Genomic DNA, 14,798 nt, shown 5'->3' with positions numbered 1-14,798 from the left:
ACTACATGTCCCGTAACACTGCCACGGCCCTTCTCATTCCGAGACACCTGGTCCGATCTGCGAGACGATTTCGTCCCAGTAGCCGGGCAGGGCCGAGAAAGGGTCGGATTGTCCCGTCCGGTCCGTGAAGAAGATCGTGCCCGCGCCCTGCCACCGCGCGATGCGCACCGCCTCGTCCAGATGGGTGCGCGGCACCCCGTGGACGAGGTGGGCGAACCGTTCCGGCGGATGGTCGGCGGTCCACTCCGGCGCCTGCGACCAGCGGTACTCGGTCCACGGCCCGCGGAAGGTGACCAGCTGGTCGGCGGCGTCCGCGTAGCCGGGGTGCGGCGGGCCGCCGTGGCCGAGGACCAGGTGCCCGCCGTCGGGCCGGTCGAGGACGGCCTCCAGGGTGGCGGTGAGCCGCCGCACCGCGGTCAGGTCGTCCCGCTCCGTGGGACAGCTGTCCAGGAAATAGCCGTCCACGCGGTACCAGTCGAGGTGGCGATGCGCCTCGGACACCAGGTCGCCGAAGGCGCGGACGCCCCGGCCGAGGTTCAGGTGGCCGAGCACCCGTACCCCCGCGTTCCGCAGCCGGCCGGCCGCCTCCAGGCAGTGCGGGTCGGGCCGGACGCCCGGCCCGTCCGCCACGTCGAGGACGACCCAGTGCACCGGCGCGCCCGGCCGCGCCAGCTCCGCCCACTCGACGGGCGCGAGCAGAGGGTGGGCGTAGCCGGGGACGCCGAAGCCGAGCTGTTCGGCGCCGGTCGCGGACAGACCGGTCCCGGTACCGGTCAGATGCGGCACGCCGCCTCCATCCAGATGTCGGCGAGGGACTCCTCCAGGTGGATGCGCGGCCGCCAGCCGAGCCGGTCGCGGGCGGTGCGCACGTCGGCCTGCTGCCAGGCCCCGCAGCCGTCGGGGTAGGGCTGCGGGGCGACCGGCGGCGGGTGCTCGCCGGGCGACTCGGTGCGCTGGGCGCCGATGACCGGCCGCGCGGGCGGTCCGTCCAGGTCGTGGACGGCACCCGCGTAGCCGGCGACGCGGGCCAGGAGCGACGCGGCGTCCCGGAGCCGTACGGCGCGGCCGGTACCGATGTTGACGACGCCCTGCGCCGCCGACAGCGAGGCGGCGTGCACGGCCCGCGCCACGTCCCGCACGTCCACGAAGTCGCGCTGTACGCCGAGCCCGCCGAGCTTCAGCTCAGGGTCGCCGGACTGCATCGCGCGGCGCATGCCCTCGGCGATCCGGCCCAGCGGCGAGCCTGCCGGAGTGCCGGGGCCGACCGGCGAGAACACCCGCAGGACGACGGCGTCCAGCCCGGAGCCGAGGACCAGTTCGGTCGCCGCCAGCTTGGACACCCCGTACGGCCCGCCGGGCCGGGGCACGGCGTCCTCGGCGGTGGACGAGCCGGGCTGTGAGGGCCCGTACTCGGAGGCGCAGCCGACCTGCACCATGCGCGCCCCGCAGCGGCTGCGGCGCAGCGCCTCGCAGACGGTGGCGACGGCGACGGTGTTGTGCCGGGTCAGCTCGCGGGCGCCGCCGCGGGTGGCTCCCGCGCAGTTGATGACGACGCCGGGGTGGACGGCGTCCAGGAACCGGGTGAGCGCACCCGGACTGCCGCCTGCCAGGTCGAAGCGCACGTCGGAGTCGTCCCGGCGGCCCAGGGCGGTGAGGTGCACCGCCGGGTCGGCGAGCAGCCGGTCGGCGACGAAGCGGCCGATGAAGCCCGTGGCGCCGAGCAGCAGCACCCTCATCGCGCGCCCCCTTCGCGCCGTGCGGCCGTGGTCGGGGTTCGGGGGTTCATGTCGTGTGTCTCCTCGGTGTGTCGGGACGCGCGGCGCGTCTGGGGCGCCTGCTCGTCGCTGCGGGGCTCTCTGGGCCCGGGGCGGGGTTGCGGTCGTAGCTGCGGGGAGGGGGCGGTCGGCAGAGGGGACGGGCGGAAGGCGGCGGTACGGCTGGTGGGCCTGCGAGACGCCCGGGGGCGGGCGCGCGGCGGGGCCGGGCGGTGGAGCGCTCAGCGCCGGGCGTGGGCGGAGGCGCGGGCCAGTACCGCGCAGGCGTACCCCAGCAGCACCAGCGCGGCGGCTGTGCACACGGCGCCCGGCACGGCCGCCGCGCCCCAGCTCTCGACGGCCCGCCGGACCGGCACGGCCGCGGCGTCGCAGCCGGGCAGCCGTCCGGCGAGCAGGGAGAGGCAGGCCAGCGCCTGGGCCGCCGCCGCTCCGCCGAGCGCGATGGAGCCGGCGCGCGGGAAGCCGTACACGGCCAGCAGCCGGGCCAGGAACAGCAGCGCGCCGAGCGCGACGGCCGGGGCGAGCGCGCCGGGACGGGTGCCCGGCACCAGGCGGGCCGCCGCGAGCAACCCGGTGAGGGCCACCAGCTGGAGGGCGACGACGGCCAGAAGCAGCGGCCGGACCCCGGCGGTGAAGTCGTCCAGGGCGCGGCTGACCGCGAGTCGCCGCCGGGCCCGGACGGCGAACAGCCGGGCGCACAGGGCGGCGGGAGCCACGGCCGCCGCGAGGCCCAGCAGTGGGGCGGTCGCGGGAGGCGGCGGCTCGACGGGGCCCGTGCCGGCCAGCTGGTCGAGGAGCCCGTCGCCGTACGCGGCGTACAGCACCAGCAGCAGGGTCGCGGCCCACGTGGTGAGCGGCGCCCGGCGGGGGGCGCGCAGGGGGCCGCTCCGTACGGCGAGGACGAGCGCGGCGGCGAGTCCGGCGGCGCCCGCCGCGGTCACGGCGATCAGCAGCGGACCGGTGGCGCGGGCGTGCACGGCGAGCGCGGCGGCGCACACGGCGGCGGGCAGCAGCGCGGCGAGCGCCCGGCCGCCGCGCCGCCGGAGGCTTCCGCGCCCCGCGCCGCACGCGGTCCCGCCCGCATGCCACGCGGTCCCGCCCGCATGCGGCGCGGCACACGCCGGGCCGGGTACGGGTGCGAGGTCCGCGTCCGGCTCGGAACCGGTCGCGCGGTCCCCTCCGGGGCGCCGGGCCCCGTCCGGCGTGCAGGACAGGTCGCGCGGCACGCGCGCGTACAGCTCCTCCGCGAGCGAGAACACGTCCCGGTGCCGGTACCGGGCGACCGCGCGGTCGGTGACCCCGCACGCCTCCAGTCCGGCCGCGATCTCCAGGGGGTCGGCCGCCCGCTCGCACAGCTCTCGGTGCCGGTGCAGCAGCACCTTGACCGGGTCGCCGGTCGCCCGCCGCACTCCCCCGCCGCCGCCGGCCGCGGCGGGCCAGGCGGGACGGCCGGCGTGGGACGGCTCAGGACGCTCCGGAGGCGCGGGAGCGGGGCCGCCGGGAACGGGCCGGTGGTCGGCGCCCGAGCGCCCGACGGCGAGAGGCCCGATCGGGGCCCTCGCCGGGGAACCGGCGGCAGGAGTCCCCGCCGCGAGGACCGCGGAGGCCTCCCCGGCAGCCGGAAGCACGGCGGGGCGGCGGCCTGCGGTGGGGCCGGGTCCGGGGTACTCAGCCATGACCGCCTCCGCTCGCCGCCCCGGCGGGCTCGGCGGGCTCAGCGTGGACCGCCCAGGCGGGCACCCGCCGGCCGCCGCCCGCCCGCGGCCGCTCCCCCGCCCCCGTGTCGCCCGTGCGACCGGAGCCGGAGCCGAAGCCGGAAGCGGGCCCGGAGCCGGGCGTACGGTGACCCGGCACGTACGCCTCCGCCGGGTGGGCGAAGGGCAGCGGGTCGCCGTACCGGTCGAGCGCCTCGTCAGCGCGCCGTACGGGCGCGAGCGACAGCGCTTCGAGGTACAGGGCGCGGAACGCGGCGACGTTCTGCTCGACCGTGAACAGCTCCAGCGCGCGGGCGCGGGCGGCGGCGCCCAGCCGGGCCCGGCGCGCCGGGTCCCGCAGCAGCGCCACGCACGCGTCGGCGAGGGCGCGCGGATTGCGCGGCGGTACGACGAGCCCTGTGCCGCCGATGACCTCGACCACCGCGCCGGAGTCCGTCGAGACGGTGGCCCGGCCGCACAGCATCGCCTCGACCAGGGTGACGGGGAAGCCCTCCACCACGCTGGAGAGGACGACCACGCATCCGGCGGCGTACGCGTCGGCGGGGCCGGGTGCCTCCGGGCCGCCGATCTCCTCGAACGACACCGGGTTGTCGCCGACCGCGTGGGCGGTGGCGGCCTCGTCGGGGAACATCTGCGCGGCGAGCACCCGGCAGTGCGCGAGGTACGCGGCGGCCCGCTCGTCCCGTACGGGGGCGGCGACGATCCGCAGCCTGGTGCCCGGCTCCGCCTCGCGTACCCGTGCGAAGGCGTGCAGCAGGCCGACGAGGTCCTTGGCGGGCTCGGCCGTGCCGACCCACACGAGCGTGCGGGGGTCCCCCCGGTCCGAGCCCTCCCCCACGGCGGCGAACCGTTCCGCTTCCCGGCCCGGGTACACCGTGCGGAGCTTGGCCCGGTCGGCGCCGCACCGTTCCTGCCAGCGGCGGACGTGGGCGTTGCCCGGGGTGACGAGGGCGGCCTGCCGGTAGACCTCGGCCGCGAGCAGCCGGTGGTACGCCGCGAGGAGCGTCCGCACGGGGGCGCCGAGCGCCGTGCCGCCGCCCGCCAGGTAGTGGGCGCGCAGCCGGACGCCGTACTCGGTGACCAGCAGTGGTGTGCCGAAGAAGCGTTTGGCCAGGAGCCCGGGAAGCGCCACCGTCCCGCCGGACGCCGCGTGGCAGAGGTCGGCGGCCGCCAGCCCGTCCGGGCCGTACCAGTCGAGCGACAGGGGAAGCAGGAGGCGCTCCAGCCGGTCGGCGAGCGCCAGGTGGTCGGGCACGGTCGCGGCGTGCGCGCTCCGGCGCGCGCCGGGCGCCCGGCAGGCCGCCTCCAGCGCGCGCAGGGCGCTCTCGGAGCGGAGGGCGCCACCGAGGCCGCCGCGCGCGCCCGCCAGTTCGGCCAGGCCGTACAGCCCCTCGGCGAAGTCCTCGTGGGCGTCCCCGGCACCCCCGGTGGCCGCGCCCCCTCGGCAGAGGGCCGTGGCGAGCCGCTCGAAGTGCTCGGCGAAGCGGCGCCGGTCGCGGCGGCCGTACGTCCACGGCCCCGGCGTCCGGCCGGTACCGGCGGCGCGGGCGCCGGAGCCGGCCACGCGAGGGAGGCGGCCGGCGTGGGCCGCGGGGGCGAGGCCCGCGCCTCCGCCGCTCCCGGGGCCCTCGGCGCCGGGCACGGCGCCGTCCGGCCCGTCGTCCCACAGCGGTGCGGTGCGTACGCGGCGTACGTGCGCCGGCGGCGGGGCGGCCGGCCGGCCGGCGCGCTCGCCGCGGCCCAGCGCGTAGACGTCGAACTCGTGCTGGTGGAGCCCGCGCACGAGCCGGTCGCACCAGATCCTGGACTCACCCGTCGCGCACGGGTACCCACCCTCGGTGAGCAGTCCGATCCGCACGAGTACACCCCCGATCTCCCCTGTGTGCGGCCGCCGTTGATCCGGCGACTCGCGGCGGGACGACCGTAAGCGGATGACCGGGCGGCGCGGCGGACGGTTGTCCGTCGCACCACCGGAAGGGGTGAATGCTCGTGACTTTCGCGCCCCGGTGGCGTTCTGTTGCGTTAAGCTTCCACTCGGTCACACTCCGTCAGGCTCAGGCCATGTGGGGCGCCGGGTCAGGACGGGGGCCGGGGGTCACAGGAGGGCGGGCGCGCCACGTCAGCCGCCTGGGAACACCCAGGGGTTCGGTCGGCAGCGCACGCCGTCGATCTCCAGGGACTTGGTCTGCTGCTGCATCACGGGAGCCGGAGCGCCGGGCGTCCGGCAGATGCGGTGGTTGTGTCCGAGGCGGTGGCCGACCTCGTGGTTGATGAGCATCTGCCGGTAGGCGTGCATCGCCTTGGGCCCGAAGGTCTCGGCGCCCTGCGCCCACCGGTAGGCGTTGATCATCACGCGGTCGGTGGAGGCGGAGTCGCAGGAGACGTTGTCGATGGTGGTGTCCAGGCCGGACTTGGCGCACCAGACGCCGGTCGTGCCGGGGCTGGCGAGGGTGATGACGAAGTCGGGCATGCCCGTGGAGATCCGCTCGAACGTCATGGCGCCCCCGTGCGCCCAGCTGCGGTCGTCGTTGAGGGTCTTCTGCACGGCCGTGGCGAACAGGGCGCCGTCGAGCGCGAGGCCCTTCTCCACATCGACGCGGTACCGGATCTTGCGCCCCTTGCCGGGCGCCGGGTCCGTACCGGGGACGGCCGTGAAGGCGCCGACGCCCTTCGCGGCCGGATCGAGCGGGAACTGCCGGGCCATGAGCTGCTCGTACGTGGGCGGCTCGGCGGCGGGGCGGGACGGTTCGGTCTGCGGGGTGGCCCGCAGCTCCGACCGGGAGGCGGTGTCGGCACCCCGGTCGGACGCGTCGGCCGCGCGCTCGGCCCGGCTCTGCTGCCGGGCGTCGCCGACCTGACCGGCGACGATGACCGCGAGGACGGTGGTCACCGCGGCCGCGGCGATGCCGGTGAGGGTGCGGCCCCGGCCGACCCGGCCGCTGCCGCGGGCGTCGTCGCCGCCGTCCCCGTCGCCGCCGTCCCCGTCGGGGGCGTCCGCGCGGGCGGGGCGGCCGCTTCGGCCGGCCGGTCCGGCGAAGGCGCCGGAGCCGCCCGGGAGGTCCTGGCCGCCCCGCTCCCACGCCTCGTCCCGGACGTCGTCCGGTGCGCTGCTTCCGCCTCGCCCGGACGCGCCGGTGCCGGGGGCCTCGGGGGCGCCGGGCGGCCGCGGGCCGCCGGGGGCGGTGGTCGACGTGGCGCGCCCCCCGGGCGCGGCGGCGGGGCCGTCCTGGCCGTGCCGCGGCTCCGGCTCGTCGAACGCCTCCAGGAACTCCCGGCGCGGGCCGGGTATGCGCGGCGGGGTCTGGGCGATGCGCGGCTGCGGGGCGGCGGGCTGCCGCGGGGCGGCCGCGGCGTACGGGCCGGCGCCCCATCCCCCGCCGGGCTCGTGCTGCTCGGGGTGGCCGCCGCGTACGTCACGGGCCGGGTCGGGCACCGGAACGCCGGACGGCGGGGTGGCCTGAGGCGGGGTGTGCCGCGGCGGGGTGCCGTACGCCGGGACGCCCTGCGGCGGGGTGCCGGGGCCCGGCTCGCCGCCGTGCGGGGCGGAAGCGTGCGGATTCCGCGCGGCGTAGGGCTCCCGGGGGGCATGCGGGGCGGCATGGGGGCCGTGCGCCGCCGGAGGTGAGTACGGCCCCTGCGCGGGGTGAGCGGCGTGCGGGGCTCGCGGTGCCGCCTGTGCGGCCCAGCCGTCCTGTGGGACCTGGGGCGCCGACGCGCGGCGGCTCTCCGGTGCCCGGCCGCCCTGCGGCGCCTGGTGCGCGTGCTGCGCCTGGTGGTCGAGGTGCGCCTGGTGGCCCTGCGGCGCCTGGTGGTCGAGGTGCGCGTGAGAGGCGGGGTGTGCCTGATGGTCCTGCGGGTGCCGGGTCGCACCCGGCCGGGCCTGCGGGGCCTCCCGGCCCTGCGGCGGCGGGGGCGCCTGGTCCTCGGCTCCCGGTCCCTGCCTGCGGCGGCGGCCTCCGCGCGGTGCGGCGTTCGCCGTCGTCTTGTCGTCCGCCCCCCGGCCGGTCGTCGGTGCGGGGCCCTTGCGGCTATGTCGTCCCACGCCCCGTATCAGCTCCTCGCGCCGTCGCCGTGACCGTCGCGGCCCCGGTGGGCGACGAGCTCGCGTACCGCACGGGCGACCGCCTCGGGGTACTCCATCATCGCCACGTGCCCCGCGTCCGGGAGCGTCAGCAGCCGCGCGTCCCGGAAGGCGAGGGCGGCCTTGCGGGCCATGCGGTACGACACGAGCCGGTCGCGCCCGCCGTACACGAGGAGCGTCGGCGCGAGCACCCGCTCCGCCTGCCGCCACAGGTTGTGCTGGCCGCCGAGCGTGTACGCGTCCACGATGCCGCGTGCCGAGCGGGCCATCGCGTCCCAGAAGTAGGGGAGCCGCAGGCGCCGCTCCATCTCCTCGACGGCGGCCCGCAGTGCCTCGTCGGTGACCCGGCCGGGGTCGCCGTAGCAGAGCGACATCACGCTCCGCACCCGCTGCTCCGGCGTCCAGTCCCTGGTGAGCCGGGCGAAGGCACCGGCCACGCCGGGCACCGCCAGCAGGCCCGTCGGCCACGCGCTGCGCTGCGCCCGCAGCTCGGGCAGTGCGGGCGACACCAGCGTGAGCGTGCGCACCAGGTCGGGGCGGACGGCCGCGATGCGCGTGGCGACGGCACCGCCCAGCGAGTTACCGATCAGGTGGACGGGCCCGCGGTCCCCCGCGTCCAGCAGGCGGATGACGGCGCGGGCGTGGCCGGTCACGGAGTAGTTGCCGTCGTCGGGCGGCGGGGAGTCGCCGAAGCCGGGCAGGTCGACGGCCTCGCCCTCCAGGACGTCCTGGAGGAGCGGCATCAGCGCCGACCAGTTCTGCGACGAGCCGCCGAGCCCGTGCACGTACAGCGCGGGCGCCCTGCCGGCCTCGCCGGACGGGCGGAAGCGCACGTTCAGCGTGAGGCCGGGCAGCTCGACGGAGCGCAGTCGCTCGCCCTCCGCGACCCGTACGGCGTGCGCGCGGGGCACCGCCGACGCGGCGGTGGGGGACGCGGGCAGCTCGGTCGAAGACATGCGGCAATGTTACGAGACGATCACGCCCGCGATGGTGTGTTCGCCGTCACAGGATCGCATAGCGCCGTCCCGGGGGAGCTTCTAGGCTCGTAGCGAGGGCGGAAGCCCGTGAGGAAGGGGAGCCCATGACCGTTGACCCCACGGATCCCGAGACGCTGGCGGAGCTGGCACGGGAGGACGACGCGGCGGGTGCCTCCGCGCCGGACGAGGAGACCCCGGAGGCGGACGCCGCCGAGCAGCACGCCGAGCTCCGGCAGCAGTCGGACGACCCGGAGCCGCGCATCGACCCGACCAAGGCGAACGAGGCGGACGTGGTGGAGCAGGCTCGGGTGGTCGCGCTGGACGAGGACGACTACCGCGACGGCGAGTAGCGGCTCCCGGCGGGGCAGGGCACCACGGCGTGGTGCGGCGCGGCACGGGAGCGGCGGCGGCCGGGAAACGGCGTACGGCGGGAACGAGCGGTGTACGGCGAGGCAGCGTCCGGCCGTACGGCGTGCCGCGAGACGGCGTCCGGCCTCCGCGCCGGGACGGCACCGCCCCGTCCCGGCGCGGAGGCCCGGCGGCGGTCGTCCCCGCGCCCGGGGTCGCCTCCCGGACCGTGCCCGGCAGGACACCGCGCAGCTCCGCTGCCCCACCGCTGCCGCATCGCACGTCCCGGAGCTGTCCGGCCGGGACCCACCCGGTCGCCGTCCGCCCCCGTTCCCGAGACCGTCCGCTTCGCCGCCCCCGCCGGGGACCCGGACGCCCGGACGCCCCCAGGCCGGGACGCCGGGGGCCCAGACGCCAGGACGGACGGTCGCCCGGACGCCAGGGCGCCCGGACGGCGCGGTACCGGGTGGCCCGGTGTCGCGGACCGAGAGGCCGGGCGGCCGGGCGGCCGGGCGGCCGTTGGCGCGAACGCGTCGGCGGGGGCGCTCGGCGAGACGGTCATCGCCGCCGTTTGCGCAGGTTGCGGCAGGTTTGGCGGTGGCCGGATCGTTCAGCTTCGAACATCCGGCTACCGTCGCCGTCCGGTACGTGAAATTCTGCGCTCGCACCGCGCACCTCCGGGTTACCCAAAAGTACGATGGCGGCGGGCGCGGCGCACAGCGCACTTGGATCGATTTTGGGAGGCGGCGTGACAGCCATCGAGCAGACAGAGGCGGCGCGCCCGAGGGGCACACGCCTGCCGCGCCGAGCCCGACGCAACCAGCTGCTGGGCGCCGCCCAGCAGGTCTTCGTCGCCCAGGGGTACCACGCGGCCGCGATGGACGACATCGCCGAGCGGGCCGGCGTCAGCAAGCCCGTGCTGTACCAGCACTTCCCCGGCAAGCTGGAGCTGTACCTGGCGCTGCTCGACCAGCACTGCGAGTCGCTGCTGCACGCCGTCCGCACGGCGCTGGCCTCCACCACGGACAACAAGCAGCGCGTCGCCGCCACCATGGACGCCTACTTCGCGTACGTACAGGACGAGGGCGGCGCGTTCCGGCTGGTGTTCGAGTCGGACCTGACCAACGAGCCCGCCGTGCGCGAGCGCGTCGAGCGGGTGTCGCTGCAGTGCGCCGAGGCGATCTCGGACGTGATCGCCGAGGACACGGGTCTGTCGAAGGACGAGTCGATGCTGCTCGCCGTCGGCCTGGGCGGGGTGTCGCAGGTCGTCGCCCGGCACTGGCTGGCGAGCGACTCCCCGGTCCCGCGCGACAAGGCGGTACAGCTGCTGACCTCGCTGGCGTGGCGCGGCATCGCCGGTTTCCCGCTGCACGGGGCCGAGGGGCACTGATCCGCGCGGCAGCGGCGCGGCCGGGACGCTGTTCGCTCCTGGCGTGCGGCGCCGGGCCGTGGGCCGTCGCCTCTCCGGGCTAATGTGTGCGGGGTACGGCGCGGTGATCGCGCAACGCTGACCGTTCGGAGGGACATAGCCGTGGAGGTCAAGATCGGCGTGCAGCACGCGCCCCGGGAAATCGTTCTGGAGAGCGAACAGTCCGCCGAGGACGTCGAGCGCGCGGTGGCGGAGGCGCTGTCCGGCAAGGCGCAGCTGCTCAGCCTGACGGACGAGAAGGGCCGCAAGGTGCTGGTCCCGTCGGACCGGCTCGCCTACGTGGAGATCGGCGAGCCCACGGTGCGCCGGGTGGGCTTCGGCCCGCTCTGACGCCACGGCCCTGCGGTCGGCCACGGCCGTACAGCCGCGGGGCACAGCGACGCGGAGGCCCGGTGGGGGTGATCCCCCACCGGGCCTCTTGTCATGTGAGTCGGATGAGTCGTACCAGTCGATGAACAGACCGCATCGCCGGGCGCTGGAGGGTTGTCGTCCGGATGGCCCGGGTAGGACGGGATACGACCGCCGTGCCCGCCCCGCCGACCCGCGAGGTGATGCTGTGATCTGGGAAGCTCTCGGCTCCGTCCTGCTGGGCCTCGCCCTCTCCTGGGCTGCCCTCCACAGGCTCGCCCACCGGCTTCCACCGCGCCGCACGGTGCTCGCCGCCGGGCCGCTCGGCGCGCTGTTCGGCGCGCTGGTCACGCACGCGGCGCTGGGGCCCGGTCTCGTGCTCGGCACGCTCGTCGGGGCGGTCGCCGTCAGCGCCGTCGTCCTGTCCCTGCTGATCCGGCCGGCGGGACGCCGCCTGCGCCGGTCGGCGGCGGCGTGACCGGCACCCCGCTCCCCCCGCCGCCGCGCACGGCGGCGGGGCGGGAGCCGTCGTAGCCCCCCGCACCGGCCACGGGCCGGGGCACCGGGAGTACGACCGCCGCAGGCCGCCTCCCCCGCTCCCCGGCCGGGGGCGCAGGCCGCCTCCCCCGACCGCCCGACCGCCCGACCGGGGGGGAAGAGGAGAATCAGGCCGCGAGGCCCAGGGCGGCCATGCGCCTGGTGTGCGCCTTGGTGATCCGGGAGAACATCTCGCCGACCGCCGCCAGGTCGAAGCCGTCCGCGACCCCGCCGACCAGCATCGTCGACAGCGCGTCCCGCTCCGCGACGACCCGCTGGGCCTGCGACAGCGCCTCGCCCATCAGCCGCCGCGCCCACAGGGCGAGCCGGCCGCCGACCCGCGGGTCGGCCTCGATGGCGGCGCGGACCTTCTCCACGGCGAAGTTCCCGTGCCCGGTGTCGTCCAGCACGGCCAGCACCAGCGCGCGCGTGTCGGAGTCGAGGCGGACGGCGACCTCCCGGTAGAAGTCGCTGGCGATCGAGTCGCCCACGTACGCCTTGACCAGGCCCTCCAGCCAGTCCGACGGCGCGGTCTGGCGGTGGAAGTCGTCCAGGGCCTTGGCGAACGGCTCCATGGCGCCGGTCGGCTCCACGTCGATCGCGGACAGGCGATCGCGCAGCCGCTCGAAGTGGTGGAACTCGGCGGACGCCATCTTCGCCAGCTCCGCCTTGTCGGCGAGCGTCGGCGCGAGCTTCGCGTCCTCCGCGAGCCGCTCGAAGGCCGCCAGCTCCCCGTAGGCGAGCGCGCCGAGCAGGTCCACGACGGCCGCGCGGTACTGCGGCTCGGCGGAGGCCCCGGCCCAGTCGAGGGCGGCGATCCCGGTCGGTTCTTCGGCGGCAGTGGCGTTGTCAGGCGTCTCCATGGAGCGCACAATAGCCCGCCGGGGGGACCCGCCCGGGGCTCGGCCGACGAGTGTGACGTCCCCCTCCTTGTGAATTGCCCCGACACACCTGCGAGATTCCGGGGTACAGTGATAAGGCGCCTGTCGAGTACGCGGATGCATCACGCACGTGTTCGAGGGGCCGTTTCATGAATGCATGAATGAGGATGCCCGGTCGGTGGCCCGATCGGCTCCGACCCGACAGCCCTCGGTGCGCCACCGCACATGAGGGGCCCTCAGCGGTACGACGCTCGAGCGACGGCAGTGGTCCCGCGCCACCCGGCCGCGATCCCGCGGTCTGCGGCCGGACGGTTCTCCGGTGCGGTGAGACCCCCCAGCGTTCGCCTCGTGCCGCGTCTCACAGAAGAGGCAACACCCTGACTACGCAGCCCAAGACGTTCCGAGAGCTCGGGATCCTCCCCGAGACCGCCGAGGCCCTGGAGGCCGTCGGCATCGTCACGCCGTTCCCCATCCAGGAGATGACCCTCCCGGTCGCGATGTCCGGGACGGACGTCATCGGCCAGGCCAAGACCGGCACGGGCAAGACCCTCGGTTTCGGCCTCCCCCTCGTGGACCGCGTCACCGTCCCCGCCGACGTCGAGGCCGGCCGCGCCCGCACCGACGAGCTGACGGACGCGCCGCAGGCCCTCGTCGTCGTCCCGACCCGCGAGCTGTGCACGCAGGTCACCAACGACCTGCTCACCGCCGGCAAGGTGCGCAACGTCCGCGTCCTCGCCATCTACGGCGGCCGGGCCTACGAGCCCCAGGTCGAGGCCCTCCAGAAGGGCGTCGACGTGGTCGTCGGCACCCCGGGCCGCCTGCTGGACCTGGCCGGGCAGAAGAAGCTGGACCTGTCCCACATCCGCACCCTGGTGCTGGACGAGGCCGACGAGATGCTCGACCTGGGCTTCCTGCCCGACGTCGAGAAGATCATCAACATGCTTCCGGCGAAGCGCCAGACCATGCTGTTCTCGGCGACCATGCCGGGCGCCGTCATCGGCCTGGCCCGCCGCTACATGTCGCAGCCCACGCACATCCGCGCCACGGCGCCGGACGACGAGGGCGCGACCGTCGCCAACATCAAGCAGCACGTCTTCCGCGCGCACTCCATGGACAAGCCGGAGATGGTCGCCCGCATCCTGCAGGCCCGCGGCCGCGGACTGGCGATGATCTTCTGCCGTACGAAGCGCACCGCGGCCGACATCGCCGAGCAGCTGGAGCGGCGCGGCTTCGCGTCCGGCGCCGTCCACGGCGACCTGGGCCAGGGCGCCCGCGAGCAGGCGCTGCGCGCCTTCCGCAACGGCAAGGTGGACGTGCTGGTCTGCACCGACGTCGCCGCGCGCGGCATCGACGTCGAGGGCGTCACGCACGTGATCAACTACCAGACGCCGGAGGACGAGAAGACCTACCTCCACCGCGTGGGCCGCACGGGCCGCGCCGGGGCGCACGGTACGGCGATCACCCTGGTCGACTGGGACGACATCCCGCGCTGGCAGCTGATCAACAAGGCGCTGGGGCTGGACTTCGGCGACCCGGTCGAGACGTACTCCACGTCCCCGCACCTCTTCGCCGACCTGGACATCCCGGAGGGCACGAAGGGCGTCCTCCCGCGTGCCGAGCGGACCCGTGCCGGGCTGGACGCGGAGGAGCTGGAGGACCTGGGCGAGCCGGGCGGACGCGGCAAGCCGCGCGGGCGCCGTCGTGAGGACGACCGCCCGGAGCGCGCCGAGCGCCCGGAGCGCTCCCGTGCGCCGCGCCAGCGCCGCCGTACCCGCGGCGGCACCCCGCTGGACGGGGCCGCGGACGGCACCGCCGCCCCGCAGGCCACCGCCGAGGCGGCACCCGGCGGGGAGGCGTCCGGCACGGAGGCCCCGGCCGAGCGCCGCACCCCGCGTCGCCGCCGCCGCACCCGCGCGGGCTCCGCGCCCGTGGCGGAGGCGGCCACCGCCGGCGAGGGCGCCGTACGGACCGCGCGCCCGGAGGCCGTCGTCGAGGCGGCGGCCCCCCTGGCGGCCACCGAGGGCCAGGCGCCCGAGGCGGAGGCCAGGCCCCGGCGCCGTACGCGCAAGACGGCCCAGCCGGCGCAGGCGCCCGTGAGCGACGCGCCCGCGGCCGAGGCGACCGCGACCGGCGCGCCCGTCACGGAGGCGCCCGAGGCCCAGGCCGCCGAGGCGCAGCCGGAGGCCAGGCCGCGCCGCCGTACGCGCAAGGCGGCCGAGGCCGTGGCGACCGCCGAGGGCCAGGCGCCCGAGGCGGAGGCCAAGCCCCGGCGCCGTACCCGCAAGACCGCCGAGGCCGCAGAGGCCGCCGTAGCGGCTGAGGCCCCGCTGGCGCCCGCCGCCGAGGCGGCACCCGGCGGGGAGGCCGCCGAGGCCCCGAAGGCCGCGCCGCGCCGCCGTACCCGCAAGGCCGCCGCGTCCGCCGACGCCGTGGCGGTACCGGAGCAGGCGACCGAGCCCAAGCCGCGCCGCCGCCGCACCACCAAGGCCACCGCCTCCGCCGAGGCGTAAGGCACGGCCGCACCACCCACGAGGACCCCGCCGCCCCCAGGGCGCCGGGGTCCTCGCGCACGCCCACCCGGCCCGCCCCCGCACGACCGTCACGCACCCGCCCACCCCACCCGCCACCCCGGCGACCGTCAAGACCCCACCCCACCCCCACCCCGCGACCCGCCGCGGCGGACCACCGGCCACGCCCCCTCCGCCCC

General features: G+C 77.0%; 12 protein-coding genes. 5 read left to right on the top strand and 7 right to left on the bottom strand.

Annotation, left to right across the window (positions count from 1 at the left end):
* Positions 1–33 precede the first annotated feature (33 nt).
* The 6 genes from CP974_RS20480 to CP974_RS20455 form a co-directional block, all read right to left on the bottom strand.
* Positions 34–786, bottom strand: a complete 753-nt coding sequence (locus tag CP974_RS20480; protein WP_031129853.1) for a spherulation-specific family 4 protein — start codon at positions 784–786, stop codon at positions 34–36.
* Entirely contained in the window at positions 774–1,736 is a 963-nt protein-coding gene (locus CP974_RS20475) for an SDR family oxidoreductase (protein WP_031129852.1), read from the bottom strand. The genes CP974_RS20480 and CP974_RS20475 overlap by 13 nt, the downstream gene beginning before the upstream one ends.
* A 260-nt stretch (positions 1,737–1,996) precedes the next feature.
* Positions 1,997–3,184: a hypothetical protein gene (locus tag CP974_RS20470; RefSeq protein WP_078915449.1), complete on the bottom strand. Its 1,188-nt coding sequence runs from the start codon at positions 3,182–3,184 to the stop codon at positions 1,997–1,999.
* Positions 3,185–3,443: 259 nt separating this feature from the next.
* Entirely contained in the window at positions 3,444–5,348 is a 1,905-nt protein-coding gene (locus CP974_RS20465; RefSeq protein WP_078915448.1) for a DUF3492 domain-containing protein, read from the bottom strand.
* 261 nt (positions 5,349–5,609) lie between these two features.
* Positions 5,610–7,532 (bottom strand): DUF3152 domain-containing protein, encoded by a 1,923-nt coding sequence (locus CP974_RS20460; protein ID WP_078915447.1) that lies wholly within the window; start codon positions 7,530–7,532, stop codon positions 5,610–5,612.
* Positions 7,533–7,540: 8 nt separating this feature from the next.
* Complete coding sequence (locus CP974_RS20455) at positions 7,541–8,527, bottom strand: alpha/beta fold hydrolase (RefSeq protein ID WP_031129847.1); 987 nt, start codon at positions 8,525–8,527, stop codon at positions 7,541–7,543.
* 125 nt (positions 8,528–8,652) lie between these two features.
* Between CP974_RS20455 and CP974_RS20450 the strand changes: the two genes are divergently transcribed.
* The 4 genes from CP974_RS20450 to CP974_RS20435 all read left to right on the top strand — a co-directional run bounded on the left by CP974_RS20450 (position 8,653) and on the right by CP974_RS20435 (position 11,151).
* Complete coding sequence (locus CP974_RS20450) at positions 8,653–8,898, top strand: Rv3202a family protein (protein ID WP_031129846.1); 246 nt, start codon at positions 8,653–8,655, stop codon at positions 8,896–8,898.
* 746 nt (positions 8,899–9,644) lie between these two features.
* The gene (locus tag CP974_RS20445; protein ID WP_031129845.1) at positions 9,645–10,286 is read left to right on the top strand and encodes a TetR/AcrR family transcriptional regulator; all 642 of its coding nucleotides are present in this window, start codon (positions 9,645–9,647) and stop codon (positions 10,284–10,286) included.
* Between the two features lie 141 nt (positions 10,287–10,427).
* Positions 10,428–10,655 carry a DUF3107 domain-containing protein gene (locus tag CP974_RS20440; protein ID WP_031129844.1) on the top strand — a complete coding sequence of 76 codons (228 nt, stop codon included), beginning with the start codon at positions 10,428–10,430 and terminating at the stop codon, positions 10,653–10,655.
* A 226-nt stretch (positions 10,656–10,881) separates the two neighbouring features.
* On the top strand, positions 10,882–11,151 hold the full coding sequence (locus CP974_RS20435) for a hypothetical protein (RefSeq protein ID WP_031129843.1): 270 nt from the start codon (positions 10,882–10,884) through the stop codon (positions 11,149–11,151).
* 187 nt (positions 11,152–11,338) lie between these two features.
* Here the strand turns inward: CP974_RS20435 and CP974_RS20430 are convergent, their stop codons facing one another.
* Positions 11,339–12,073 carry a ferritin-like fold-containing protein gene (locus CP974_RS20430; RefSeq protein WP_031129842.1) on the bottom strand — a complete coding sequence of 245 codons (735 nt, stop codon included), beginning with the start codon at positions 12,071–12,073 and terminating at the stop codon, positions 11,339–11,341.
* A 497-nt stretch (positions 12,074–12,570) separates the two neighbouring features.
* On the opposite strand from CP974_RS20430, the gene CP974_RS20425 reads away from it, so the two are divergent.
* Positions 12,571–14,601: a DEAD/DEAH box helicase gene (locus CP974_RS20425; RefSeq protein ID WP_373276705.1), complete on the top strand. Its 2,031-nt coding sequence runs from the start codon at positions 12,571–12,573 to the stop codon at positions 14,599–14,601.
* Positions 14,602–14,798 lie beyond the last annotated feature (197 nt).

This window comes from Streptomyces fradiae ATCC 10745 = DSM 40063 (assembly GCF_008704425.1).
Taxonomy (GTDB): Bacteria; Actinomycetota; Actinomycetes; order Streptomycetales; family Streptomycetaceae; genus Streptomyces; species Streptomyces fradiae.
This window is presented reverse-complemented; position numbering and strand designations above follow the sequence as displayed.